General features: G+C 67.5%; 22 protein-coding genes. 14 read left to right on the top strand and 8 right to left on the bottom strand.

The features are described 5' to 3' along the window. Window positions 1-50 precede the first annotated feature (50 nt). The 7 genes from exbB (at window position 51) to DB032_RS13435 (ending at window position 8,363) form a co-directional block, all read left to right on the top strand. Window positions 51-821 (top strand): tonB-system energizer ExbB, encoded by a 771-nt coding sequence (gene exbB, locus DB032_RS13465; RefSeq protein ID WP_233246708.1) that lies wholly within the window; start codon window positions 51-53, stop codon window positions 819-821. After that, window positions 822-1,241 carry a TonB system transport protein ExbD gene (exbD, locus tag DB032_RS13460; RefSeq protein WP_107799940.1) on the top strand — a complete coding sequence of 140 codons (420 nt, stop codon included), beginning with the start codon at window positions 822-824 and terminating at the stop codon, window positions 1,239-1,241. It abuts the gene before it with no gap. Window position 1,242: 1 nt separating this feature from the next. Next, entirely contained in the window at window positions 1,243-2,007 is a 765-nt protein-coding gene (locus DB032_RS13455; RefSeq protein ID WP_107799939.1) for an energy transducer TonB, read from the top strand. A gap of 86 nt (window positions 2,008-2,093) precedes the next feature. After that, entirely contained in the window at window positions 2,094-4,229 is a 2,136-nt protein-coding gene (locus DB032_RS13450) for a S9 family peptidase (RefSeq protein ID WP_107799938.1), read from the top strand. 159 nt (window positions 4,230-4,388) lie between these two features. Beyond that, a complete protein-coding gene (locus DB032_RS13445) occupies window positions 4,389-6,644 on the top strand; it encodes a TonB-dependent receptor domain-containing protein (protein ID WP_199225892.1) in 2,256 nt (751 codons plus the stop codon). A 170-nt stretch (window positions 6,645-6,814) separates the two neighbouring features. After that, on the top strand, window positions 6,815-7,663 hold the full coding sequence (locus DB032_RS13440; protein ID WP_107799937.1) for a 5'-nucleotidase, lipoprotein e(P4) family: 849 nt from the start codon (window positions 6,815-6,817) through the stop codon (window positions 7,661-7,663). 136 nt (window positions 7,664-7,799) lie between these two features. Further along, on the top strand, window positions 7,800-8,363 hold the full coding sequence (locus DB032_RS13435) for a MarR family winged helix-turn-helix transcriptional regulator (RefSeq protein ID WP_107799936.1): 564 nt from the start codon (window positions 7,800-7,802) through the stop codon (window positions 8,361-8,363). Window positions 8,364-8,373: 10 nt separating this feature from the next. Here DB032_RS13435 and DB032_RS13430 read toward each other — a convergent pair whose 3' ends face one another. Then, window positions 8,374-8,853 (bottom strand): VOC family protein, encoded by a 480-nt coding sequence (locus tag DB032_RS13430; protein ID WP_107799935.1) that lies wholly within the window; start codon window positions 8,851-8,853, stop codon window positions 8,374-8,376. Between the two features lie 297 nt (window positions 8,854-9,150). Between DB032_RS13430 and pgaA the strand changes: the two genes are divergently transcribed. The 4 genes from pgaA to pgaD all read left to right on the top strand — a co-directional run bounded on the left by pgaA (window position 9,151) and on the right by pgaD (window position 15,317). Next, on the top strand, window positions 9,151-11,574 hold the full coding sequence (gene pgaA / locus DB032_RS13425) for a poly-beta-1,6 N-acetyl-D-glucosamine export porin PgaA (RefSeq protein ID WP_107799934.1): 2,424 nt from the start codon (window positions 9,151-9,153) through the stop codon (window positions 11,572-11,574). Further along, window positions 11,574-13,532 carry a poly-beta-1,6-N-acetyl-D-glucosamine N-deacetylase PgaB gene (gene pgaB / locus DB032_RS13420; RefSeq protein ID WP_107799933.1) on the top strand — a complete coding sequence of 653 codons (1,959 nt, stop codon included), beginning with the start codon at window positions 11,574-11,576 and terminating at the stop codon, window positions 13,530-13,532. The genes pgaA and pgaB overlap by 1 nt, the downstream gene beginning before the upstream one ends. 67 nt (window positions 13,533-13,599) lie before the next feature. After that, window positions 13,600-14,847, top strand: a complete 1,248-nt coding sequence (gene pgaC, locus DB032_RS13415) for a poly-beta-1,6-N-acetyl-D-glucosamine synthase (RefSeq protein ID WP_227107376.1) — start codon at window positions 13,600-13,602, stop codon at window positions 14,845-14,847. Beyond that, on the top strand, window positions 14,844-15,317 hold the full coding sequence (gene pgaD, locus DB032_RS13410) for a poly-beta-1,6-N-acetyl-D-glucosamine biosynthesis protein PgaD (protein WP_107799932.1): 474 nt from the start codon (window positions 14,844-14,846) through the stop codon (window positions 15,315-15,317). Before pgaC ends, pgaD begins: the two co-directional genes overlap by 4 nt. A 1-nt stretch (window position 15,318) precedes the next feature. Here pgaD and DB032_RS13405 read toward each other — a convergent pair whose 3' ends face one another. Beyond that, window positions 15,319-15,894: a YIP1 family protein gene (locus tag DB032_RS13405; protein WP_158274302.1), complete on the bottom strand. Its 576-nt coding sequence runs from the start codon at window positions 15,892-15,894 to the stop codon at window positions 15,319-15,321. A gap of 82 nt (window positions 15,895-15,976) precedes the next feature. On the opposite strand from DB032_RS13405, the gene DB032_RS13400 reads away from it, so the two are divergent. Next, window positions 15,977-16,399, top strand: coding sequence for a MarR family winged helix-turn-helix transcriptional regulator (locus DB032_RS13400; RefSeq protein WP_107799930.1), 423 nt, complete (start codon window positions 15,977-15,979; stop codon window positions 16,397-16,399). A 238-nt stretch (window positions 16,400-16,637) separates the two neighbouring features. On the opposite strand, the gene DB032_RS13395 is transcribed toward DB032_RS13400, so the two are convergent. Together DB032_RS13395 and DB032_RS13390 are read right to left on the bottom strand one after the other, a co-directional pair. Beyond that, window positions 16,638-17,390, bottom strand: a complete 753-nt coding sequence (locus DB032_RS13395) for an ABC transporter substrate-binding protein (RefSeq protein ID WP_107799929.1) — start codon at window positions 17,388-17,390, stop codon at window positions 16,638-16,640. Window positions 17,391-17,470: 80 nt separating this feature from the next. Next, window positions 17,471-18,076, bottom strand: a complete 606-nt coding sequence (locus tag DB032_RS13390) for a LysE family transporter (protein ID WP_107799928.1) — start codon at window positions 18,074-18,076, stop codon at window positions 17,471-17,473. Between the two features lie 100 nt (window positions 18,077-18,176). Between DB032_RS13390 and DB032_RS13385 the strand changes: the two genes are divergently transcribed. After that, window positions 18,177-19,049 (top strand): LysR substrate-binding domain-containing protein, encoded by an 873-nt coding sequence (locus tag DB032_RS13385; RefSeq protein WP_107799927.1) that lies wholly within the window; start codon window positions 18,177-18,179, stop codon window positions 19,047-19,049. 141 nt (window positions 19,050-19,190) lie between these two features. Here the strand turns inward: DB032_RS13385 and DB032_RS13380 are convergent, their stop codons facing one another. The 4 genes from DB032_RS13380 to rtcR form a co-directional block, all read right to left on the bottom strand. Then, complete coding sequence (locus tag DB032_RS13380) at window positions 19,191-19,595, bottom strand: hemerythrin domain-containing protein (protein ID WP_107799926.1); 405 nt, start codon at window positions 19,593-19,595, stop codon at window positions 19,191-19,193. Then, window positions 19,592-20,683, bottom strand: coding sequence for a hypothetical protein (locus tag DB032_RS13375; protein WP_107799925.1), 1,092 nt, complete (start codon window positions 20,681-20,683; stop codon window positions 19,592-19,594). Before DB032_RS13375 ends, DB032_RS13380 begins: the two co-directional genes overlap by 4 nt. Continuing rightward, window positions 20,680-21,012, bottom strand: a complete 333-nt coding sequence (locus DB032_RS13370; RefSeq protein WP_107799924.1) for a metal-sulfur cluster assembly factor — start codon at window positions 21,010-21,012, stop codon at window positions 20,680-20,682. The genes DB032_RS13375 and DB032_RS13370 overlap by 4 nt, the downstream gene beginning before the upstream one ends. A gap of 78 nt (window positions 21,013-21,090) precedes the next feature. Beyond that, a complete protein-coding gene (gene rtcR, locus DB032_RS13365; protein WP_107799923.1) occupies window positions 21,091-22,695 on the bottom strand; it encodes an RNA repair transcriptional activator RtcR in 1,605 nt (534 codons plus the stop codon). Window positions 22,696-23,244: 549 nt separating this feature from the next. On the opposite strand from rtcR, the gene DB032_RS13360 reads away from it, so the two are divergent. Beyond that, window positions 23,245-23,505, top strand: a complete 261-nt coding sequence (locus DB032_RS13360; RefSeq protein WP_304529383.1) for an RtcB family protein — start codon at window positions 23,245-23,247, stop codon at window positions 23,503-23,505. The last annotated feature ends 204 nt before the right edge of the window (window positions 23,506-23,709 follow it).

Raw genomic sequence — 23,709 nt, 5'->3', positions numbered from 1 at the left:
TACGTACAACATTCTCAACTCGAACAAATAAAACTTCGCTTGGATTTCCGATGATGAACACCATGAAACGAGCGGCGACAGGCTGCGCGCTGGCAGGCGCGTGCTGGCCGCTGACGGCGCTGGCGGAAGCCGGCGCAGCCATGCCGGCCGACCTGAGCGCGCTGGGCATGTACCGCGCAGCCGACCCGGTCGTGAAGACCGTGATCCTGGGCCTGCTGCTGGCGGCGCTGGCCTGCTGGGTGGTGCTGCTGGTCAAGGGCGCGGCGCTGTGGCGCGCCGACCGCGCCACCGGCCGCGCGCTCAGCCTGCTGGGCGAGGCCGCCACGCTGAGCGAGGCCCGCGCCGGCTGCGCCGCGCAGCCGGCGCACGAGCCGGCCCGCGGCTTGCTGGCCGAAGCCGACGCCGAGCTGCGCTTGTCCTCGCCCGGCGCGCCGCGCGACAGCGTGCAGGCGCGGGCGGGCTTCCGGCTGGAGCAATGGCAGGCGGAGCAGGGGCGGCGCTTGGCCGCCGGCATCGGCCTGCTGGCCACCATAGGCGCGGTGGCGCCCTTCGTCGGCCTGTTCGGCACGGTGTGGGGCATCATGAACAGCTTCGTCGGCATCGCCCGCAGCGGCAGCAGCTCCTTGGCCACCGTGGCCCCGGGCATCGCCGAGGCCTTGCTCGCCACCGCCGTCGGCCTGGTGGCCGCCATCCCAGCCGTGGTGATCTACAACCTGTTCAGCCGCGCGCTGGCCCGGCACAAAGGCCGCAGCCAGCAGGCGGCCGGCCTGGCGCTGTTGCTGCTCAGCCGCGAGCTGGATGTCCGCGCGGAGACCGTTTGAATGGCCGGCGGGTTTCCCAGCAGCCAGGACGAGGGCCTGGCGGAGCTGTCCGATATCAACGTCACCCCCTTCATCGACGTGATGCTGGTGTTGCTGATCATCTTCATGGTGGTGGCGCCGCTGTCCACCGTGGACACCCGGATCGAACTGCCGGCCTCCAGCGCGCGCCAGCAGCCGCGGCCGGACAAGCCCCTTTATTTGACGATGAATCAGGACCGCTCGCTGCAACTGGGCAAGCAGCCGGTGACCCTGGCGGAGCTGGCCGCGAGGCTGGACCGCGACAGCGGCGGCCGTCGCGACACCCCGCTGTTTTTCCAGGCAGACCGCCAGGCGCGCTACGAAGACGTGATGGCGGTGATGGACGCTTTGCGCGAGGCCGGCTATCTGAGCGTCGGCCTGGTCGCCCGCGAGGGCGGCTGAGATGGCCGTCGCCGCATGGGACCGTCCGCCGCTGCCGCTGGCCAGCTGGGGCAACGCCTGTCTGCTGACCCTGGGCGCGCCGCTGCTGGCGCTGCGCCTATACCTGTCCGTGGCCGAGCCGGTTCCGGCCCCGGCCGCGCCGGCCGCCGTGATGCGGGTGTGGGCCGCGGAGGTCAGCGCCGAGCCGTCCAGCCGTCCGCTGCCCACCGGCGCGCAGCAAAGCCTGGCCGCCGCCGCCAGCCGGCCCAAGGCCGAGCGCCGTCCGGAGCGGCTGCCCAAACTGGCCGAGGCGGAAGCGCCGCGGCTGTTGGCGGCGCGGCAAAGCCGGGAACCGCCCGCGGACAAGGCGGAGGCGCGGGACAGCGAGCAGGCCTCGCAATCCGCGCCGGCCGCCAGCAGCGCCGCGCCGCGGGCCGACGCCGGGGAGGTCGCCGCCGCGCCGTTCAATAGCGAGGGCGCGGCGCGCGCGCTGAAGCAGAGCTGGGAGGGACGGGTGCAAAGCCATCTGGCGCGTTTCCGCCGCTATCCGGAAGACGCCAGCCGCCGCCGCCGCGACGGGGTGGTCAAGATGAGCTTCGTCGTCGACGCCGACGGCCGGGTCTTGTCCAGCCAGCAATTGGCCGGCTCCGGCACCGCCTCGCTGGACCGCGAGGCCGCCGCCATGCTGCAGCGCGCCCAGCCCTTGCCGGCGCCGCCGGCGGATCTGCTCAAGGGCGGCCGGGTCAGCGTCAGCCTGCCGATGCGCTTCGAGCTGAGCGAATCTTAAGCCCGGTTCCGCTCCCGTCCTGTAGCGCCTATCCATCCGGTTTTTCGCGTCGCCGCCGGCGGCGCGCATCCTGAATCGAGGTTCGCATGAAGTTGAATTCCCATCTGTCCGCGGCGGCGCTGGCCGGCGTCTTGCTGGCGTTCGCGCCGGCCGCGTCCGCGGACGCGCCGCCGCAGGCCGAACGCCGGCCGCAAAAGTTGGAAGCGCACGGGGACGTGCGCGTCGACGACTACGCCTGGCTGCGCGACGACAGCCGCAGCCGGCCGGACGTGCTGGCTCATCTGGAAGCGGAAAACCGCTACGCCGAAGCCCAGCTGGCGGCCGCCGCGCCGCTGCGCCGCACGCTGTTGGCCGAGATGCGGGCGCGCATCGGCGAGCGCGACAGCTCGCCGCCCTTTGTCGACGGCGGCTGGCGCTATCGCGAAAGCTATGCGCCGGGCGGCCAGCAGCCGCGGCTGGAGCGTCAGCCCGCCGCCGGCGGCCGCTGGCAGTTGCTGCTGGACGGGAGCGAACGCGCCGCCGGCCAGCGTTACTACCGCTTGGGCGCCTGGAGCGTGGCCGCCGGCCGGCCCATGCTGGCGGCGGCGGAAGACCTGGGCGCGCGCGGCGCCTCGCGGCTGTCGCTGCGCGATCTGTCCAGCGGCCGCTGGCTGCCGGAAACGCTGGAGCAGGCGTCCGGCAGCCTGCAGTGGAGCGCAGACGGCGGCAGCCTGTTCTACGTCAAGCTGCACCCGCAAACCTTGCGCCCCTACCAGCTTTACCGCCATCGCCCCGGCCAGCCGCAGAGCCGGGACGCGCTGGTTTACCAGGAGGACGACGAGGCCTTCTCGCTGAACCTGTCCAATACCGCCTCGCGCCGCTATCTGCAATTGATCGCCAGCAGCGCCGACAGCTCGGAAACCTGGCTGCTGGACGCGCATGCGCCGGACGCGCCGCCGCGGCGCTTCGCCGCGCGCCGGCCGGGCCGCGAATACTATCTGGATCACTACCGCGACCGCTTCTACCTGCGTTCCAACCACGAGGGCGGGCGCTTCGGCCTGTACCGCGCGGCGGCGCCGGACGCGGATTGGGAGGCGGTGCTGCCGCCCGACCCCAAGCGCGAACTGGACAGCTTCCAGCTGTTCCGCCGCTACCTGGTGGTTAAGGAGCGCGCGGACGGGCTGACCCGCATCCGCCGCATCGCCTGGCGGGGCGGCGAGGAGCGCAGCCTGGCTTTCCCGGACCCGAGCTACCGCGCCTGGCTGGCCTACAACCCGGACCCGGACAGCGGCCGCCTGCGTTACGGCTATTCCTCGATGAGCACGCCGACCTCCACCTATGAATGGGACATGGCCGGCGGTGGCAGCCGTCTGTTGCAGCGCAAGGCGATCGCCGGCTATCGGGCCGGGGACTATCGCAGCGAGCGGGTCTGGTTGACGATGCGCGATGGCGCGCGCGCGCCGGTGTCCTTGGTCTACCGCAAATCCTTGTTCCGCAAAGGCGGCAATCCCTTGCTGGCCTATGGCTACGGCGCTTACGGCACCAGCATGGACGCCGCCTTCGGCAGCCAGCAGCTCAGCCTGCTGGATCGCGGCTTCGTCTTCGCCATCGTCCACGTGCGCGGCGGCGGGGAACTGGGCGAGGACTGGCACCGCCAGGGCAGGCTGGAACGCAAGAGCAACAGCTTCAACGATTTCGTGGACGCCGGCCGCGGCCTGCTGCGCCAGGGCTACGCCGCGCCCGGCCGCTTGTACGCGATGGGCGGCAGCGCCGGCGGCCTGCTGGTGGCCGCGGCGATGAACCAGGCGCCGGAGCTGTTCCGCGCGGTGGTGGCGCAAGTGCCCTTCGTCGACGTGCTCTCCACCATGCAGGACCCTACGCTGCCGCTGACCACGGGCGAGTACGGGGAGTGGGGCAATCCGGAACGGGCCGACGCCTATCGCTGGATCAAGGCTTACAGTCCTTATGACAATGTGGCCGCGCGACGCTACCCGCATCTGCTGGTCAGCGCCGGCCTGCACGACGGCCAGGTGCCGTACTGGGAGCCGGCCAAATGGGTGGCCAAGCTGCGCGAGCGGCAATGGCCGGGCCAGCGCCTGTTGCTGTTCACCGACATGAGCGCAGGCCATCGCGGCCAGTCCGGCCGCTTGAACCGGCTGGAGGCGGCGGCGCGCGATTACGCTTTCCTGCTGACGGTGGACGCCGAGCCGCCGTCCCCGCCCGCGGCGCAAGCCGGAAGCTAATCTTGATCCCCGCCGCCGGCCGCGCCGGCGGCGGGCTGGAGCCTGTCGCCATGTCCATTTCGTCCCCCGCCTGGCCGCCTGGCCCGCGGCTCTCCTGTTCCAAGCCGTCCGTTTTCGCGCCTGACGCGGCGGACGGCGATCACTGTGGAGAGTTTGCTTGTGAAAAAGAAAATGATGGTCCGGCTGGTCGGCGCCGCGCTGGCGGTGGCAGCCGCTCCGGCCAGCGCGGCGGAGAACGCCGCCGGGCAGGGGAATGTTGAATTCAAACCTTTGGTGGTGTCCGGAGACGCGCTGAGCGACGAGCAGCGCGCGCTGGAGAAACCCGGCGCGGTCAGCAGCCGCGGTGAAAACACCAAGCTGCAATCGCTGGACAGCATCCTGCGCGGGATTCCCGGCACCTATACCCAGATCGACCCCGGCCAGGGCGCGGTCAGCGTCAATATCCGCGGCCTGAGCGGCCTGGGCCGGGTCAACACCATGATAGACGGCGTCAGCCAGAACTATTACGGTTCGGCGCCGTCTTCCTTGAGCCACGGCGCAGCGCCGTCAAGTTCCTTCGGCGCGCTGATCGATCCCAACTTCATCGTCGGCGTCGACGTCACGCGCGGCACCGGCGGCGGCGCCAGCGGCGTCAACGCGCTGGCGGGCAGCGCCAACTTCCGCACCTTGGGCGTGGAAGATGTGATCTTCGACGGCCAACAGCAGGGCGCGCGCCTGAAGTACAGCGTGGGCAGCAACGGCCTGGGCCGCAGCGGCATGGCGGCCGGCGCGGCGCGGACGGAACTGGCGCCCGGCGTGCGCTTAGGCTTGCTGGGGGCGATCAGCAGCAGCTCGATAGGCGGCAATTATCGCAACGCGCAGGGCGTGGACAGCGAGGCCTTCGGTTTCGGCTACGACGAGCACTTCCCCCAGAACCCGCAGTCGCAGATGTTCAAGGCCAATCTGCGCGTGGGCGATGTCCACGAGGCGGAACTGTCCGCGCGGCGCTATCGCAACAACTTCGTGCGCCGCGACATCCAGAGCGACGACTTCTACCTGAAGTACAACTACACCCCGCATTCGGAATGGCTGGACTTTTCCGTGCTGGCCAGCCACGGCCGCGGCCGCCAGGCCTATCAGCGCGGTTCGCTGTTCAGCTTCTACAACAGCAGCACGGACAACATCGGCGACGCGCTGGAAGCGCGCAACAGCAGCCGCTTCAGCCTGGCCGGCGGCGACGCCACGCTGAGCGTCGGCGGCAAGTGGATGCGCAACCGCTTCACCCGCAATGTGAACAGCATGGTGCAAAGCACCGACGACAACCCGGACGCCAACCAGCAGGCGATAGAAAACAATATATTCGCGCCGGCCGGCCGCCAGGAAATCCGCAGCCTGTTCACCGGCCTGGAGTTCCGCCGCGGCATTTACTCGCTGCAGGCGGATCTCAACTACAGCCGCTTCGCGCTCAGCGGCCATAAACCGGCTTGCGATCCGCGCGTGGAATGCTTCCCGCAAGGCGCGGCCGACATCAAGCTGGAAGAAAGCGCGTTCAACCCCTCGCTCTTGCTGTCCGCCGAGATCAAACCCTGGTTCCAGCCCTTCGCCAGCTATGCGCGCACCATGCGCGGGCCGAATCCGCAAGAGGTCTTCTTCGCCAATTCCGGCGGCCAGTCGATGAACCCCTTCCTGAAAAGCGAACGCGCCGAAACCTACCAATTGGGCGTGACGTCGATGTTCCACGGCCTGCTGAGCGAGCGGGACACCCTGCGCACCAAGGCGCTGTTCTACCGCAGCCGCATCGCCGATTACATCTCCAGCCAGGCCTTCAATGTGTGCAAGGGCGGACGCAAGTGCACGCTGGACGAGTTTTGGTCCAATAGCTCCGACGACTACAACGACGGCATGACCATCTACACCAATTCGCTGACCCCGGTGCGCACCCGCGGTTTCGAGCTGGAGGCGGACTACGACGCCGGCTTCGTCTACGCGCGGCTGTCTTACAGCCGCGAGCACACCAGCCAGCCGACCTCCTTCGCCAGCGGCATGTTCTCCGTCGGCAATGTCAGCGAGCTGCCGGACGAGTACTACACGCTGGATCTGGGCAGCCGCTGGCTGGAGCGCAAGCTGGAAGTGGGCGCGCTGTTCAAGCGCGACGGCGCCAACCGCCGGCTGTCGCCGGACCAGTTGCAGGACGACAGTACCAGCGCCTATCTCAAGGAGGAGCAGAAGGCCAATCCGGTCATCATCGACCTCTACGCCAGCTATCGCGTCAACAAGCAATGGCTGATCCGCGCCGGCGTGCGCAACCTGGCCAACCGCAGCTACTCCGAGCCGCTGAACACCTTGAATTCGCTTCCGTCGCAGTCGCCCGACATTTCGCCCAACAGCACGGCGCGCGGCCGCAGTTATATGCTGGCCACCGAACTGCGCTTTTAAGAAGCTGCGTACGATTTGCTGCGCGCCGGCGATACGGCGTTGAAAACGCCTTGTCTCGTCTGAGCTCGCGAGATCATAAACAGGTTCAAAGCCAGGTGGTCTCAGGGTAGATTGTCCAGGTTCCGGCATGACCGGAACCTGGACAAGACCAAACGACAAAGGAGATCTCCATGAACAAGCTCAGCCGCGCGGCCATCGCCGCCTTGTGCGCGCTCAGCGTAGGACACGGCGCGCAGGCCGCCGAGGCCGACAATCGCAACGGCCCGTCCGGCAACGGCGGCAATAATCTGCTGATCGCCGCCGCGGCCTGGAAGCAGACCGCGGCGGAATACCGCGCGCTCTACCATCAGGCTTTCAATCTGGCGCGGATGCGGCTGGATCAGGCGCTGGCGGCGCGCAAGCCCGGCGACAAACCGCTGGCGGTGATCACCGACATCGACGACACCGTGCTCAACGCCGTCAATTACTGGGGCTATCTGATCCAGCAGGACCGGGATTTCTTCGACGACGCGATCTGGGACAAATGGATTCCGGAAAACAAGCTGACCGCCACGCCCGGCGCGCTGGACTTCTTCAACTACGCCCAATCCCAGGGGGTGGAAGTGTTCTACGTCAGCAGCCGCGACCAGGGCGACAAGACCTATGAGTACGCGCTGGGCAATCTGCGGGCCGCCGGTTTTCCCTTCGTCGACGAAAAGCACGTGACCATTCTGCGCGACAGCTCCAACAAGGAGCCGCGGCAGAAGGAGATCGCCGCCCAATACCATGTGGTGGCGATGTTGGGCGACAATCTCAATGATTTTCAGCGCAAATACTATGTGAAGGATGTGGACGAGCGCGCGCGTTTGATGGAGGAGGACCGCGAGCTGTTCGGCCGCAAATTCATCCTGATGCCCAATCCTACCGACGGCCACTGGATGCGGGCGATCTTCGGCGATTCCGAGCCGCCGGCCACGGACCGCAACCGCGAGATCTTCAAGAAGGCGGCCAGCAAGTCCGCCTGGAAGCCGGCGCCTTGAGCGGCCGGGCCCGGCGGGCGTTTGCGTCGCGCCGGGCCGGCCACTATGATAGCCGCGGGAGCGCCGCGCGCTGCCCTCGCTTCCGCGGCCGGCAAGGCCCGCCGCGGGTTTGATTCCTCCTCAATGTCTTGAAGCCATGTCCGCCGACGCCACCGCCCCTCTTTCCCCGTCCGATTCTTCCGCCGCGCGCGAACTGGAGCCGGCCATCGCCCCTCATTTGCAATTGCTGGCGCACAGCGCCGGCGAGGAGGTGAGCCGGACCCGCGCCGGGCTCGGCCTGCTGCTGCTGTGGCTGAGCGACGACGTGCTGGGCGCGGTGAACGCGGATTTGCAGGCCTTGGACGTGACCGAGAGCAAGCTGAACGTGTTGATGCTGTTTTCGCTGCAAGAGCAGGGCTGGTGGCGGAACGGGCCGCTGACCCCGTCGGCGATCGCCGATTATCTGGGCGTGACCCGCTCCACCGTCACCGGCCAGCTGGACTGGCTGGAACGGCGCGGTCTGCTGCAACGGCAACTGCGCGACGAAGACCGCCGCAGCCTGGGGCTGAGCCTGACCGAGGCCGGCCGGGAACTGCTGAGACAGGCGCTGCCGGGCTTCTGGCGCGCCTGCCAGCGCCTGACCGAGGCGCTGGACGAGAGCGAATGCGCGGCGCTTTGGCCTTTGCTCGCCAAAGTGTGGTGCCGGCTGAAAGCGGACTGAGGCCGCTTTCTCAGCGCGGCGCGCTGGGCTGAGCGCCGGACGCCGCCAAGGCGTCCGCGCGGGCGCGGTCGCTGGCCTTGCAGCGGCAATGGCCGATCTGGTGCAGCTCTATCAGGTGGCCGGCCGGATCGCGCAGGAACAACTGCGTCAATTCCGGCGCGGCGACGTTGGCCTGCCGCCAGTGGGCGATGCCTTGCCGCAGCAATTCCGCCTCCGCCTGGGCGATGTCCCGCACCGCCAGCGCCACATGATTGTCCACCGGATCCTGATCCGCGCCCTGAGCGTACGGCGACACGCCGTCGTTGCCCAGCAGATGGATCTGGCAGTCGTTGCCCAGGTCCAGGAAAAACCCGGGCACCCCGGGGATGTGCCAGCGGCCGGCGTCGGCGTCCAGGCCCAGCACGTCGCGGTAAAACGCGCCCATGGCCTCAACCAGGCTCAGAGGCATGCGCAAGCCATGATGGTGCAATTCCAATACTTCGATAGCCATTAGTGTGCTTCCTTAAGTGGAGGGTGACGATAGAGGCGGCCGCCTGTCGCTATATAGTACGTTATACGTACTATACGTCAAGCGTATTTTAAGCGGGACAGACGGAAACCTCAGCCAAGCCAGCAAGCCGCGCGCCAACGGCTATATTGCCTTCATGCAATGCGGGTAGTTTTTCATGCGGATTATTTTAAATAACAAATTTAAATAGAAAAAAAATTTGCTATCTAATTGGATGGAATCTAATATCTGTTTAATGACTTGTAACTTGATGTTGAGATAGACCTTGACGGGCCAAGCATGACGCGAAATCTATTCACCAGCCTGGCGGCTGGTTTGTTGTTGGCCGGCGGCGCGGCGGGAGCGGAAACGCCGGTCTGGAAACAGCCGGAGTACGCGGCGGCCATCGTCCAGGCCCGGGCGGGGCAGACCGCGCCGGCGCTGGCGCTATTGGAGCGGGAGCGCGCGCGCGGACCGCTGCCCGCGCCCTTGCTGGACGATTATCTGACCCTGCTGTGCTGGAGCGGACGCGGCGCGGAGGCCCTGCGGCTGCTGCCCGGACATGAGGCCGAGATGTCGGCGGACACCCTGGCGCGCTTGGCGCGAGCGGCGCGCGATCAGCGCGACGCGGCGGAAGCGACGCGGCTGTACCGCGTGTTGCTGGCGCGTCAGCCCGCGGCCGGCTATCGCGCCGGCCTGGCCATGGCCCAGGCCGAAGCCGGACAGGCCGCCGCCGCGCTGGCCACGCTGGACGCCGCGCCGTCCGGCGCGCCGGCCGACGAACTGGAGCTGAGCCGCGCGCGCGCTTACGTCTTGCTGCAAAGCGGGGACCTGACCCAGGCGCTGGATTATCTGATCCGCGCGCGGACGCGCTTTCCCGGTGACCCGGAACTGGAACGCAGCTATCTGGGCTGCCTGTTGCGCCTGGGCGCGCCATGGCAGGCGGACCAGGCGTCCGTCGCGGATCCCCGGCTGGCTTTGCAGATCGATTTCGACCGCGCGGCGACCTTGAGCCGTTGGGGACGCATTCAGGAAAGCCAGGACAGCGGGCCGGGCCGGCACACGCAAACCGACGCAGCGCTGAAGCTCAACCAGGACATCGCGGCGCGGCCGGAAGCCGCGCGGCCGCCGTTCGCCGCGCTGGCGGCGGACGACCGCGTGCAAATGCTGCAGCAGCGCGGCCTGTCGGCGCAGGCCGTCGCCCTGGACCGGCAGAGCGCCGGCCAGGCGTGGTCGCCGTACGCCCGCGCGGCCTTGGCCGACGCCTATCTCAACCAGCGCCAGCCGCTGCGCGCCGAGGAACTGTACCGCTCGGCGCTGCGCGACGCGCCGCAGGCGGACGAGGCCTTGGATTGGCGCATCGGCCTGGTCTACGCCCTGCTGGAGTCCGGCCAGCACGCAGCCTGCCGCCGGGAACTGACCGCCTTGCAAGCCGCCACGCCCCGGCAGAAGACCGAGCGCGCCAGCGGCCGGCGCGTGTTCAATCCGGCGTTTCAGCGCGTGGCCTTGTTGGACGCGATGGTCACCGCCTATCAGGAGGACACCCGCGGCGGCTGGGAGCGGATGGAAGCCCTGCTGGACGAGGCGTCGTTCAACCCGGAGCTGCGGCAGAACCAGGGCAGCCTGGCCCTGATGCGCGGCTGGCCGCGGCGGGCGCGCGGCGTGTTCACCCGGCTGGGCGTGGACGAACCGGACCAGCCGGAAGCGGCGGCGACCGGCTTGGCCGGCGCGGCGCTGGACCTGCAGGAGCTGGACGAGGCGGACCGTCAGTTGCAACGGCTGAACGAACTGGACGTGGACAACGCCGGCGTGCGCCAGTTGCGGGAGCGCGCCCGGCTGGAACGGCGGCCGGAGCTGGTGCTGGAAGGGAAGAAGGATTTGAGCGGCGGCCAGGGCGCGGGCGAGCAGAACGCCTGGGAGAGCTCGGCGCGCTTGTATTCGTCGCCGTTCGGCCACTGGCGCTTGTTCGGCCTGCATCAGCTGCAACGCGCCAGTTATGTGAACGAGACGGCGTCGGCCCGTTACGAGGCGCTGGGCATGGGCGCGGAATGGCGGGGCGAGCAGGGGCGAGGCGAATTCGGCCTGACCGGCCAGATCGACGGCGGACGGCGCGGCGGCGCTTTCGCCGGCTACGACTGGACGCCGGACGACTATTGGACGCTGGGCGCGCGCTTTGAATTGAACAGCGCCGAAGCGCCGTTGAAAGGCCGCCTGGACGATGTGCGCGGCAACCGGACCCAACTGAGCCTGCAGTACCGCGCCGACGACTACCGCAGCTACGCCTTGCAAGCCGAGGCCCTGTCCTTGTCCGACGGCAATCTGCGCCGCGCGGTGTCCGCCAACTGGGACCAGCGCTGGGTCAGTGGACCGCGCTACAAACTCAACACCATTTTGACGCTGGCGGCCAGCGCCAACGACGCGGTGACGTCCGCCCGCTATTTCAATCCGCGCGCCGACGGCGAGGCCTCGGTGACGGCGATGCAGGAATGGAAGCTGTGGGGCGAATACGAAACCACCTGGCATCAGCGCCTGGGGCTGACGCTGGGCACTTACACCCAGCGCGACTTCGGCGCCGGCGGCGTGTGGGGGCTGCTGTTGGAACAGGAGTGGCGTTGGGGCAGCCGCGGCAGCCTGCGTTACGGCTTCACCCGGGTGCGCCACCCCTATGACGGCAAGGCGGAAACCGGCAACAAGGTTTATCTCAATCTGGATTGGCGCTTCTGATGAAAATGAAACAATGGCTGGCGGCCCTGACGACGGCCTGCCTGTTGTGGACCGGCTGGGCGCAAGCGGCGGCCGGGCGCTTGGTGATTCTGTGCTACCACGAGGTGGACAAGACCGACAGCGACGCCTCGGACCCGTTCGCGGTGGACGCCCGCGCGCTGGTGAAGCAAATGGAGTGGATGCGCGGCCAGGGCTACAGCTTCGTCAGCCTGCAACAGGTGCTGGACGACCGCGCCGGCGGCAAGCCCTTGCCGGACAAGGCGGTGCTGCTGACTTTCGACGACGGCTACCGCAGCGTGTACACCAATGTCTATCCGGTGCTGAAGCTGTTCCGGGCGCCGGCCGTGATCGCGCTGGTGGGCAGCTGGCTGGAAGCGGCCGAGGGCAGCCAGGTCAGCTACGGCGACGGCGTGGCGGGGCGGAGCAAATTCCTGAGCTGGGCGCAGATCCGCGAAATGCGGGCCAGCGGCCTGGTGGAAGTGGCCAGCCACAGCTACGCCTCGCATCTGGGCGTATTGGCCAATCCCCAGGGCAATCTGGAACCGGCGCTGACCGCCCGCGCCTTCCGCGCCGGCGGCTATGAAAGCGAATCGGCCTATCTGGCGCGCATCCGCGACGATTTGCGCCGCAACAGCGCGCTGCTCAAGGCGCGGCTGGGCGTGGCGCCCAGGGCGATGGTATGGCCCTACGGCAGCTACTCGCCGCAAGCGGCGGGGGTGGCGGCGCAGGAGGGCATGCCGGTGACCATGGGTCTGGGCGCGGGCATCAACGTCCGCGACACCCCGCTGTCCTCGCTGCGCCGGGTGTTGCTGGACGCCAATATGGATCTGGGCGATCTGGCTTATCAATTCAAGCAGCTGAACGGCTGGCCGGACGGCGTCCGGCCGGAACCCAGCCGCATCATGCACGTGGACCTGGACTACATCTACGATCCCGATCCCAAACGCCAGGACGAAAACCTGGGCCGGCTGCTGGACCGGGTCAAGGCCATGGGCGCGAGCACCGTTTACCTGCAGGCCTTCGCCGATCCCGACGGCGACGGCGTGGCGCAGGCGCTGTATTTCCCCAACCGCCATCTGCCGATGCGCGCGGACCTGTTCAACCGCGCCGCCTGGCAATTGCAGACCCGGGCCAATGTCAGGGTCTACGCCTGGATGCCCTTATTGGGCTTCGCGCTGCCGGCCGGCCATCCGCTGGCCGGCGAGCGGGTGCTGGCGGAGCAGGGCGGCGGCGCTCAGGCCAAGGTGCAGGGCTATGCGCGGCTGACCCCGTATTCGCCGCCGGTGCGCCAACTGATCCGCGAGATTTACGAAGACCTGGCGCGCAGCTCGCGTTTCAGCGGCCTGCTGTTCCACGACGACGCCACCCTGTCCGACTTCGAAGACGCCGGCCCGGCGGCGCGGCAGGCGCGGCAAGGGCGGGGCCTGGCCGCCAGCGTGGCCGACGTGCGCGCGGACCCGGAGCAGATGGTGCGCTGGACGCGCGACAAAACCGCCTTGCTGGACGATTTCAGCATGGAGCTGGCGGCCGTGGTGCGCCAATACCAGCCGGATTTGCGCACCGCGCGCAATCTCTACGCCGAGGTGGTGCTCAATCCGGAGTCGGAAACCTGGTTCGCCCAGTCCTTCGACAGCGCGCTGAGCCGCTACGACCGGGTGGCGGTGATGGCGATGCCCTATATGGAAAACGCGGCCCAGCCCAAGGCCTGGCTGCGGCGGCTGTTCGACAAGGTGGCGGCCAAACCCGGCGCGCTGGAAAAAACCGTGTTCGAACTGCAGGCCGTCGATTGGCGCAGCCGCAAGCCGATTCCCACCGCGGAGCTGGCGGCCACGGTGCGCGAACTCAACACCCTGGGCGCGCGGCACATCGCCTACTACCCGGACGACCTGTTCCAGGACCAGCCCAGGCTGAAGACGTTCAAGCGAGTGTTTTCGCTGACGGCGAGGCCGGAAGAATGAAGGCCGGCGGCGGGAGACCGCATGGACGATTGATGACCCGTCGCATCAAGGGGCGAGGAGAAGTGTTGTGAACCTGGCATTGATACTGCTGCTGGCATATGCCTTTTTTTATCCGTTGTTCATGGCTTATCTGTGGATGGTGGGGGCGGTGCATTACTACCTCCACTACGAAAGAAAAGATCCGCCGCTCAATCAGCCGCCGGCGCTGGACTATCCGCCGCTGAGCGTGGTGGTGCCCTGCTACAACGAGGAAGACAATGTGCGCGAGACTTTGGCCTACGCGCTGGCGCTGGACTATCCGGACTTCGAAGTGATCGCGGTCAACGACGGCAGCCGGGACGCCACCGGCGCCATCCTGGACGAACTGGCCGCCGCCCATCCGCGGCTGCGGGTGGTGCACCAGGCCACCAACCAGGGCAAGGCGGTGGGGCTCAACACCGCGCTGGCGCTGGCGCGCCACGAATACCTGCTGTGCATAGACGGCGACGCGCTGCTGGACCCGTACGCGGGCAAATGGCTGATGCGCCATTTCCTGACTTCGCCGCGCGTGGGCGCGGTCACCGGCAACCCGCGCATCCGCAACCGCACCACCCTGCTGGGACGGCTGCAGGTGGGCGAATTCACCGCCATCATCGGCCTGATCAAGCGCGCGCAGCGCACTTACGGCCGATTGTTCACCGTCTCCGGCGTGATCACCGCCTTCCGCAAGACCGCGGTTTACCAGGCGGGCTACTGGAGCGAGGACATGCTGACCGAGGACATCGACATCAGCTGGAAACTTCAGCTCAAGCACTGGAACGTGCGCTTCGAACCGCGCGCGCTGGTGTGGATTCTGATGCCGGAAACCCTGCGCGGGCTGTGGAAACAGCGGCTGCGCTGGGCCAAGGGCGGCACTCAGGCGCTGATGCGCAACGCCTGGGTGCTGCGCACCTGGCGCCACCGCCACATGTGGCCGGTGTATTCCGAGTACTTCCTCAGCGTGGTGTGGTCCTACACCATGGCCGGCATCATCGTCTATTGGCTGCTGAGCCTGGTGTTGGGCGACTGGCTGCCCCAGATGGGCACGCCGTTGATTCCGCGCTGGCACGGCATGGTGCTGGGCGGCACCTGCATGCTGCAATTCATGATCAGCAAGATGATGGACAGCCAGTACGACGCCAAGCTGGGCAAGAACTACTACTGGATGGTGTGGTATCCGCTGGTTTACTGGCTGCTCAACGTCTGCACCACCATCGTGGCCTTCCCGCAGGCGGTGTTCCGCAAAAAGGGCAAGCGCGCGCGCTGGGTCAGCCCGGACCGGGGGGTGAGGGCATGAGCCGGCTGGGAGACGGCCTGATCATCCAGGCCGCGCACAATATGAGCGCCTTGCAGCGGCTGCTGTCCTGGCTGATGACCCTGGCGTGCTGGCTGGCGTGGATCTATCTGTGGCTGCCGGCCCTGGCCTATGTCGGCTACCTGATCTGGGGCCGGGACGTGTTGCCGGCGGCGCTGCGCGCGCAGGACGCGCCGGAGCACCTGGGCAGGCTGCGCGATTACGGCTTCGAAATCGCGCTGATCGGGCTATGCCTGCTGCTGTGGTCGCGCATCAACTACTGGCGCTTCGCCGGCAAGCAGAAACGCAGCCCGATCCCCAACGTCACCCTGGAAAAACTGGCGGAAGACCTGGGCGTGTCTCCGGACGAGCTGCGCGAGGGCCAGGCCGCCAAGGTGGCGGTGGTCCATCATTGCGGCGAGGGCGGCATCGCCCGCATCGAAACCGTGACGCGGCTGCCGCCGCCCGGCTGAGTCACCAGCCGCCGAACAAGGGCAGCAGCACCAAGGCCAGCAACAGCGCCCAGGCGGCCGCGCCGGCGCACAGCGCGCTGTACGCGAAGTGCTGCGACTCCACCTCCTCCTCCAGCCCCAGCATGGCCGGCGCGCCGTGGTAGAGCAGGGCGAAGGCCGCGGCCAGGCCCAGCAGCGCGCCCAGCAGATTGAAGGCGAGATCCGGCGCCAGCAAGGCCAGGCTGGACAGCCACAGCGGCACCGCCGCGCCGGCCGCCAGCAAGAAGCAATCCTTGAAGCTCGCGGCCAGCTTGTGGCTGGCGGCCAGCGTTTGCAGCGTCCAGGCCATCAGCGGCACGGTGGCCAGTTCGGCGACGAAGAACAGCGCGGCGGCGGCCAGCCAGCGCTCCATGCCGGCGTCGGGGGCGTAAAGCCGGCCGTGAGCCAGGCCGGCGTAGCAAATCATCAGGGCGGGCAGCAGCGAGAACGGCAGCACCAGCTTCCACATCAGGCGGCGCGGCGACGGCGCGCGCCCGCGCAACTCGTCCCAGCCGCCGTGGCTGGAAAACAGCATCTTCGGATAATGGCTCAGTTTCATGGCGAAGCTCCTTGAGGACGGGTCTGGCATGGCGGGCGGAACATACTCTCAATATGTATCATGATGTGATATAAATTCAAGCATGAATCCCTTTCCAGACTCCCCCATCCTGAGCAAGGCGGATTTTGAACGCCTGTCCGAATTCCGCCATCAACTGCGCGTGTTCCTGCGTTTCAGCGAAGACGCCTGCCGCGGCCACGGCCTGACGCCGCTGCAATACCAACTGCTCTTGCACGTGCAAGGCTATCCGGGCCGCGACTGGGCCACCGTGGGCGAACTGGCCGAGCGGCTGCAATCCCACCACCACGGCGTGGTGGCGCTGGTCAGCCGCTGCGAGGAGCTGGGCCTGGTGCAGCGCCGGCCCGGCCGCGAGGACCGGCGGCAGGTGGAAATCCACCTGACCGAGGCCGGACGCAATCAGGCGCAGGCGCTGGCCGCGCTGCACCGCGACGAAATCCGTCTGCTGCGCGACAAGCTGGCGCCGCCGGGCTTCGACCCGGCTTAGAACCTGTTTACGATCTGCTGCGCGTCGGCGATACCGCGTTAAAAACAAACTCAAAATGCTCATGTACCGTATGTACACTCCGCTTTTTCGCCTTGTCTCGCCTTAGCTCGCAAGATCGTAAACAGGTTCTTAGACCCGCTAACAAAAGCCCCTGATCCTGCGTTGTACGGGTACTGTAGCTTCGCAGAAACTTCGTTTTCTGCGTCGGCGCGTCTCTGCGAGGTTTTGTTCGCGGCTCTCAATCGCCCAGATAGCGCCGGCGCAGCAGCCGCAGCCGGCCGTCGGCGGCGAGGCGGTTCAAGGCCTGCTGCAAACGCCGGGCGCGCTGGGGCGGCGCGGCCGGGTTGAGAGCGAACCAGTACTGGCCGCCGCCGTCCAGCAAATAGGCCGGCGCCGCCGTGCGCGGCGGCAGCTTCAGCTTGTCCAGATGCCAGCGCATCGCCCAGTCCAGCATCGCCACCAGATCGACGCGATCCAGCAGCAGTTTGTTCAGATTGGCCGCGTCGTCCTGGCCGGCGTCCAGCCCCTCGCGCCGCGGGTCCAGCGCCGCCAGCCGGTTGAAGGCGGCGGAGCCGGCCAGCGCCCCCACGCGATAGCGCCGCGCGTCCGCCGCGCCGCTCAGACGGATGTCGCGGCGGGCGGACAGCCGGTACAGGAAGACGCGGCGCGGGCCTATCGGCCCCACCCACTGGAATTGGGCTTCCCGCTCGGGCGTGCGCACCATGGCGAACAACAGCGCGTCCGGCGTTTTTCGCACCGTGGCGTAAGCGCGCAGCCAGGGCTGCACCTCGATTGCCAGGCTAAGCCCGGCTTCCTCCGCGACCAGGCGCAAAACCTCGGCGGCATAGCCCTTGACCTTGCCGTTTTCCACATAGCTGAGCGGCGGCAGGTCCTCGGTATAGGCCTTGATGTCGGCCGCCGCCGTCGTCAGCGCCCAGCATGCGCCGAGCGCCGCCAGCAGCGGGCGGATGAGAGTCCCCGGTATGACCATTTCTTGTCCGTTATGCGTGATGGTTCACAGCATGGCAGTTTGCCAGACAAAAGGGCCGGTTTGATGACAAATGGGCGGTTTCAGCGCAGCGCCAGCGTGGCGCCCAGGCCGATCAAGGCGCAGCCTATGACGCGGTTCAAGCCGCGCTGACGGCGCAACATGCCGGCGTGCAGCCGCGGCTGGGTGAACAGCAAGGCCACCAGCGCGAACCAGGCCAGATGGGCGGCGGAGATGAACAGGCCGTAGCCCGCGCGCAGCGACAGCGGCGTGTCCGCGTTGACCGCCTGACTGAACAGGCTGAGCACGAACAGTGAAGTCTTGGGGTTGAGCGCATTGCACAGCAGGCCGGCGCGCAGCGCGGCCCAGGCGCTCTGCCGGCCGCCGCGGGCGGCGGGGCCGGCGGCCAGTGGCGGCTGGACGAAGGTGCGGTAGCCGATGTAGAGCAGGTAGGCGGCGCCCAGCAGCTTGAAGCCGGCCAGCAGCCAGGGCGTGCGGCTGAGCAGCAGACTGACGCCCAGCAGCGCGCACAGCACGTGGAATTGCACGCCCAAAGCGATGCCGAAAGCGCCCAGCAGCCCGTGGCCGCGTCCGTATTGCAGGCTGTTGCGGGTGATGACGGCGAAGTCGGCGCCGGGGCTGATCACGGCGAGCAGGGTCAGCAGGGCTACGGTCAGGAGTTCGTTCATCGCGACAAGGCTTTCAAAGGGAGACGCGGCGATTGTCGCGGGCTTGGCGCGCGGTGAAAATCGATTTATTGTCCTTGCATTGCGTGAGGAAAAATCACAGATGAGCTATCGCATTCCGGCCTTGACCGCCGTTCGCGCCTTTGAAGCCGCCGCCCGCCACGGCAGCTTCGTCAAAGCCGCCGCCGAGCTGTGCGTGACCCACGGCGCGGTCAGCCGCCAAGTCAAGCAATTGGAGGAAGGGTTGGGCGTGGCCCTGTTCGAGCGGCGCAACCGGGCGGTGTTTCTGACCGCGGCCGGCGAAAGCTTCCGCCAAAGCTGCGCCGAGGCGCTGCGCGTGCTGGAGCAAGGCGCGGCCCGCGCGCAAAGGCAGGCGGACGCGCCCTTGCGGCTGTCCTGCGAACCCACCATCGCGATGCGCTGGCTGATTCCGCGCTTGCCGGCCTTCCAGGCCGAACATCCCGACATCGAGCTGCTGCTGTCCGCCGCCGGCGGGAAAGTCGATTTTTCCTCACAGAGAATCGACCTGGCGCTGCGCCGCGACGACAGCGGCTGGAACCTGGGCGACCACGTGGCCGAAGTGGCGCGGGAACGGATGGGGCCGGTGTGCGCGCCGGCGCGGCTGCAGGCCGCGGGCGGAGACTGGCGCGCCTTGCCCCTGCTGCACGCGGACAGCCGGCCGGAAGCGTGGAGCCGCTGGCTGGCGGCGCAGGGAGAGGCGGCGGCGGGGGAGGCCGGACGCTTCGAGCATTTTTACCTCAGCCTGCAGGCGGCCGAGGCCGGTTTGGGGCTGGCCATCGCCTCGCTCTATATGGCGGCGGACGCGCTGGCGTTGGGGCAATTGACGGCGCCGGCCGGTTTTCGCGAGGACGGCTCCAACTATGTGCTGCTGTCGTCGCGGCCCTTCGACGGCGACCCGCGCCGGCGGGCGGTGCTGGATTGGTTGCGCCGGCAGATGGAGCGGAATCTGACTTAAGAACGTGTTTACGATCTCGTGAGCTCAGGGGAGACAAGGCGTTGCGGCGGAGAAAGCGGAATGTACGCGTGGCACATGAGCATTTCGAAAGGGGGCTCACCGTGTCACGCTCCACGACGCGCAGCAGATCGTAAACCGGTTCTAAGAGCTGAGCGGATCGCCGGCCGGGAGACCCGCCTGAAAGCGTTCGAACAGCTCGCGCTCTTCGAAGCGCACATGGTCTTGCAGCAGTTCGGCGAAGCGCGCCAGCGTCGTCGCTTGCGGCGCGGCCAATTCCGCGATCAGCGCGCGCAGCCGGCGGTGTTCATCCAAGGCCCGGGCGGCCAGCGCCGCGTGTTCCGTCTGCGCCAGTTGCGGCAGCAGCGTCGCTTCTTCTTCCGCGAAATGCGGCTCCAGCGCCTCCGCGCTCCAGGCGCGCAGCGCGGCGGCCAGCTGGGTTTGCCGCTCCGGATCGCCGGATTCGACGGCCAGCCGGGCCTGGCGCGCCATTTTCAAGGCGTGGTGGTGTTCGCGGGACAATTCCAGCAGCGCGGGGTGTCGCTTCATGAGGTGGCTTCTTTCTGGCCTGGCTTCGCCGGCGCGCGGCCGCGCCGCAGGCTGCTCAGCAGCAGGATGATGAAAAACAGCAGGGTCAGCGCATTGAGCAGGCCGGCCGCGCGCCGCCAGGCGAAAGCGCCGTCCAGCATGCCGTACAGCCGCAGCAGCAAGGACAGATGCAGGGCCGCCAAGGGCGCGTAGAACAGCGGGCGGTAAGGCAGTTTCAGCCGCGTCAGCGCCGGAATGATGATGGGCGCGTGGCCGAACACCATGGAAAACACAAAGCCCAGGCCCACCGCGTGCAAGGCCGCGTCGCGCCAGGGATGGCCGGGCAGCAGCGCGCCGGCCAGGCCCAATGCGCCGGCGACGGCCAGCCAGCCGTAGCCGCAGAGCAGGGCGACGGCGATATAGCGGGTCAGCCCGCGCTGGCGCGCATTGCGCCGGGCGATGTCGTGGCGCAGCAGCCAGACGGCCAGCGCCAGCAAGGCCGCCGCGTACAGCCGCAGACCGGCGTCCGGCCGCCACAGCGACAGGACCGCGCCGCCGCCCAGCGTCAGCGCCGCCAGCGCGAAGCCGCGCCGGGCCGTGGAAGACAGCGGCAGCAAGCGGGTCAGTTCCAGCCGTTCGCCGGCAATGGTCAGGATCAGGAAGGCCAGCCACCAGGGCACGGCCGTCTGCAGATCGCCGCCCAGCTGCCAGGCCAGCGCGCCGATCAGCCAGCACAGCGCGGCGGCGGCCAGGGTCAGGGTGAAGGCGGCGGCCTGACGCCGCAGCACCTGGACGCTGCCGGCCAGCAAGACGGCGGCGGCCAGCGTTTGCAGCCACTGCGCCGCCGGCGGCGGCAGGCCGGCGATCAGGCACAGACCGGACAAGCCCGCGGCCGCCGGCGCCAGCAAGGCCCAGCCGCGGTTCAAGGCCACCGCCCGCTCCAGGCTGATCACGCCGCCGAAGAAGGCGCCTATCATCAGCGCGCCGTGCCAGCCGGCCAGCGCCGCGGCGGCGGCCGGCACGGCCCAGCCCAGGCGCGCCAGACCGGCCAGCGCGCCGCAGAGCAGGGCCAGCGCGGCCAGACCCAGCCAGGGCAGCCGGGCCTTCATGCCTGCCAGCCGAAATGGCGGCGGCTGTCCTCGCTCATTCTTTCCGGCGACCAGGCCGGCTCCCACACCAGATTGACGTGGATGCGGCGCTGCGGCGGCAGGCCGTGGGTGAGCGCGAACTCCACCTCGTCCAGAATCATTTCGCCCATCGGACAGGCGGGCGAGGTCATGGTCATCTCGATCAACAGCTGTTCCGCTTGCGGATCGATGCGATAGACCAGGCCGAGGTCGATGATGTTGACGCCGATTTCCGGGTCTATGACCTGGCGCAGCAAGCTGCGCGCCAAGTCCACTTCCTGTTGCTGTTCGGCTGAGAGCGGGTCCGGCATGGTGGTCGCCTTTAAAGGTATATGTTTATTACACCTTATGGATGCTACGCCGGCGGCGGGGAGCGGGCAATAGCCCGTTCAGCCTAAATCGCGGCGGCGCACTCGCTCCCAATCCAGGCCGAAGCGCGCCAGATACTTGCGCAGCCGGTCCGCGTCGTTGGGCTGGGCCTTGAGCTGGCGCGAGGCGGCGAACAGCCGGCGGCCGGCTTCGGACAGCGTGGCGGCGTCGCGACAGACGCGCAACACGCCTTCCAGCTGCATGCGGTCGAACAGGTCCAGCTGCGCCAGCCGCTCCGGGTCCAGCGCCGCCAGTGCCTCGTCCCTTGCCTCGTCCTGCGTCTCGTCTTGCCAACCGTGACGCAGCCGCGCGATCTCCTCGCTGACGCCGTCCTCGTCGATGCGGCCGGCGTCGGCCAGCGTGGCCATGCGCGTCACCGAGGCGGACAGCTCGCGGAAATTGCCCTGCCAGCGCGCTTGCGGCGAGGCGGCGAAGGCGAGGTAGGCGCGGCGCGCCTCGGCGTTGAAGCGGGCGCGCAGGCCGTGTTGCTCGGCGTGGCGCGCCAGCTCGAACTCCAGATTGGGTTCAATATCCTCGCGGCGCTCGGCCAGGCCGGGCAGATCGAAGCTCCACAGATTGATGCGCGCGTACAGATCCTCGCGGAAGCGGCCGGCGCGCACCCATTGGCGCAAGTCCCGCACCGTGCCGCAGATCAGCTGGAAATTGCTGTGCACCTCGCAATCGCCGCCAAAAGGGAAGAAGCGCTTCTCCTCTATGGCCTTGAGCAGCATCGCCTGCTCGTCCAGGCCCAGCTCGCCTATCTCGTCCAGAAACAACATGCCGCCGTCCGCGCTGCGCAACAGGCCGGCGCGCTCGCCGTGCGCGCCGGTGAACGCGCCCTTCACATGGCCAAACAGCGCGGACATCGCGCTGTCGCCGCGCAGGGTGGCGCAATTGACCTCGACAAAGCGGCCGTCCAGCCGGTGACGCGTCTTTTTCAGCTGGTAGAGCCGGCGCGCCAGCTGGCTCTTGCCGGCGCCGGTGGGGCCGCTGAGCAGGATGGGCGCGTCGGAGCGCACCGCCACCCGTTCGATCTGCTCGATCATGCGGTTGAAGCGCGTGTTGCGGGTGGCGATGCCGGACTTGAGAAAGGACACGGTGTCGTCGCTCTCCTGACGGAAACGTTGCGCGATCTGGTCGTAGCGCGACAGATCCAGGTCGATGAGGCTGACCTCGCCGGCCAGGCGCTGGCCCTGGCGCGCCGGCGAACTTTGCAGCAGCCGCGCCGGCAGGTGGCGGGATTCGGTGAGCAGAAACCAGCAAATCTGCGCCACGTGGGTGCCGGTGGTGATATGAACCAGGTAATCCTCGCGCTCGGTGTCGAAGGCGTAGTGCGCGGCGAAGTCGTGCAAGGCCGCGTACATCTCCTCGAAATCCCACGGGTCTTGCAGATTGACCGGATGTAGCCGCACCTCGGTGCCCGGCGACACCGCGGCGATATCCTGCGCCGTCAGTTGCGCCAGCCGCGCATGATGGTTGTCGTGCAGCAACTCCAGCCGCCGCAGCGGCATGTCGGGCTGCGCGCAAATGCCCACCGAGGGCCGCCATTTCTTCCAGCGCTCGGCGCCGTGGCCGCGCCGGTCCAGCACCGTGCCCAGGAAACCAATCGCCACTCTATCGTGCATATATTATCTATTTGGATAATTGAATAGACTATTTTATCAAAAAAGACTTGATGACGGTTTTGCCGAAACCGACGGCGCGGACCTGGGTAGAAGGATTGTTATTGTTAAATCAATGGCTTGAATGTTTAATTTCAAGTTGTCATGAAGCTGGCACGATTCTGGCAATACGCGGAACGGGCGCGGCGGCGCAAGCCTGCCCGCGCCTTGGGGCGAAGCGCGCCGGAGGCGCGCTAAGAACCTGTTCACGATCTGCTGCGCTTCGTGAAGCGATGCACGGTGAGCACAAGCTCAAAAATGCTCATGTACCACGAGTACATTCCGCTTTTTCGCTTGTTTTCGCCTTGCCTCGCTCTTGCTCGCGAGATCGTGAACAGGTTCTAAGACCCGCTAACAGAACCCCTGATCCTGCGTTGCGCCTCCTTGTCGTACGACTGGTGCTGTCGCTTCGCAGACACTTCGTTTTCTGCGTCGGCGCGCCTTGGCTCAGGTAGGCAGCGCGGTTTTGTTAGCGGCTCTAAAAAACAGATATGCACAGAGAAAGACAAGAATATGACCGTGAATCCCTATCAAACCCTGCTGGCGGCCAACGGCGCGCCCATCAAGATGTGGACGCAAGGCGTGCCTGTGGAAGACGCCGCGCGTCAGCAACTGTTGCAAACCGCGCAACTGCCCTTCATCTTCCGGCACCTGGCGGTGATGCCGGACGTGCATCTGGGCAAGGGCTCCACCATAGGCAGCGTGATCCCCACGGTGGGGGCCGTCATTCCGGCGGCGGTGGGCGTGGACATTGGGTGTTCTTACGACATGTAATTGAAACTTCCTTTAGAGTATCTTCTAGGGGTAGATAGAACTACACGCATCTTCCGACGTCTCCTTGAAACCTTGAAACAATCTCAGTACTCTCCTGTTCCGGCATGGCGACGTTAGCCTGCCTTGAACTCGGAGGAAGTTTGAAAAGGCTCTGGATGTTTAGGAAGCTTGGGTTAGATGGGCCGTGCTGGCTTGACCAACATA

This window comes from Chromobacterium sp. Panama (assembly GCF_003052555.1).
Classification (GTDB): domain Bacteria; phylum Pseudomonadota; class Gammaproteobacteria; order Burkholderiales; family Chromobacteriaceae; genus Chromobacterium.
Note: the sequence above shows the minus strand (reverse complement) of the source record. Positions and strands in the feature narration are given on the sequence as shown.

Coding starts and splice junctions, on each gene's coding strand:
- exbB (WP_233246708.1), top strand. CDS start 51: ATGATGAACACCATGAAACGAGCGGCGACAGGCTGCGCGCTGGCAGGC.
- exbD (WP_107799940.1), top strand. CDS start 822: ATGGCCGGCGGGTTTCCCAGCAGCCAGGACGAGGGCCTGGCGGAGCTG.
- DB032_RS13455 (WP_107799939.1), top strand. CDS start 1,243: ATGGCCGTCGCCGCATGGGACCGTCCGCCGCTGCCGCTGGCCAGCTGG.
- DB032_RS13450 (WP_107799938.1), top strand. CDS start 2,094: ATGAAGTTGAATTCCCATCTGTCCGCGGCGGCGCTGGCCGGCGTCTTG.
- DB032_RS13440 (WP_107799937.1), top strand. CDS start 6,815: ATGAACAAGCTCAGCCGCGCGGCCATCGCCGCCTTGTGCGCGCTCAGC.
- DB032_RS13435 (WP_107799936.1), top strand. CDS start 7,800: ATGTCCGCCGACGCCACCGCCCCTCTTTCCCCGTCCGATTCTTCCGCC.
- DB032_RS13430 (WP_107799935.1), bottom strand. CDS start 8,853: ATGGCTATCGAAGTATTGGAATTGCACCATCATGGCTTGCGCATGCCT.
- pgaA (WP_107799934.1), top strand. CDS start 9,151: ATGACGCGAAATCTATTCACCAGCCTGGCGGCTGGTTTGTTGTTGGCC.
- pgaB (WP_107799933.1), top strand. CDS start 11,574: ATGAAAATGAAACAATGGCTGGCGGCCCTGACGACGGCCTGCCTGTTG.
- pgaD (WP_107799932.1), top strand. CDS start 14,844: ATGAGCCGGCTGGGAGACGGCCTGATCATCCAGGCCGCGCACAATATG.
- DB032_RS13405 (WP_158274302.1), bottom strand. CDS start 15,894: ATGAAACTGAGCCATTATCCGAAGATGCTGTTTTCCAGCCACGGCGGC.
- DB032_RS13400 (WP_107799930.1), top strand. CDS start 15,977: ATGAATCCCTTTCCAGACTCCCCCATCCTGAGCAAGGCGGATTTTGAA.
- DB032_RS13395 (WP_107799929.1), bottom strand. CDS start 17,390: ATGGTCATACCGGGGACTCTCATCCGCCCGCTGCTGGCGGCGCTCGGC.
- DB032_RS13390 (WP_107799928.1), bottom strand. CDS start 18,076: ATGAACGAACTCCTGACCGTAGCCCTGCTGACCCTGCTCGCCGTGATC.
- DB032_RS13385 (WP_107799927.1), top strand. CDS start 18,177: ATGAGCTATCGCATTCCGGCCTTGACCGCCGTTCGCGCCTTTGAAGCC.
- DB032_RS13380 (WP_107799926.1), bottom strand. CDS start 19,595: ATGAAGCGACACCCCGCGCTGCTGGAATTGTCCCGCGAACACCACCAC.
- DB032_RS13375 (WP_107799925.1), bottom strand. CDS start 20,683: ATGAAGGCCCGGCTGCCCTGGCTGGGTCTGGCCGCGCTGGCCCTGCTC.
- DB032_RS13370 (WP_107799924.1), bottom strand. CDS start 21,012: ATGCCGGACCCGCTCTCAGCCGAACAGCAACAGGAAGTGGACTTGGCG.
- rtcR (WP_107799923.1), bottom strand. CDS start 22,695: ATGCACGATAGAGTGGCGATTGGTTTCCTGGGCACGGTGCTGGACCGG.
- DB032_RS13360 (WP_304529383.1), top strand. CDS start 23,245: ATGACCGTGAATCCCTATCAAACCCTGCTGGCGGCCAACGGCGCGCCC.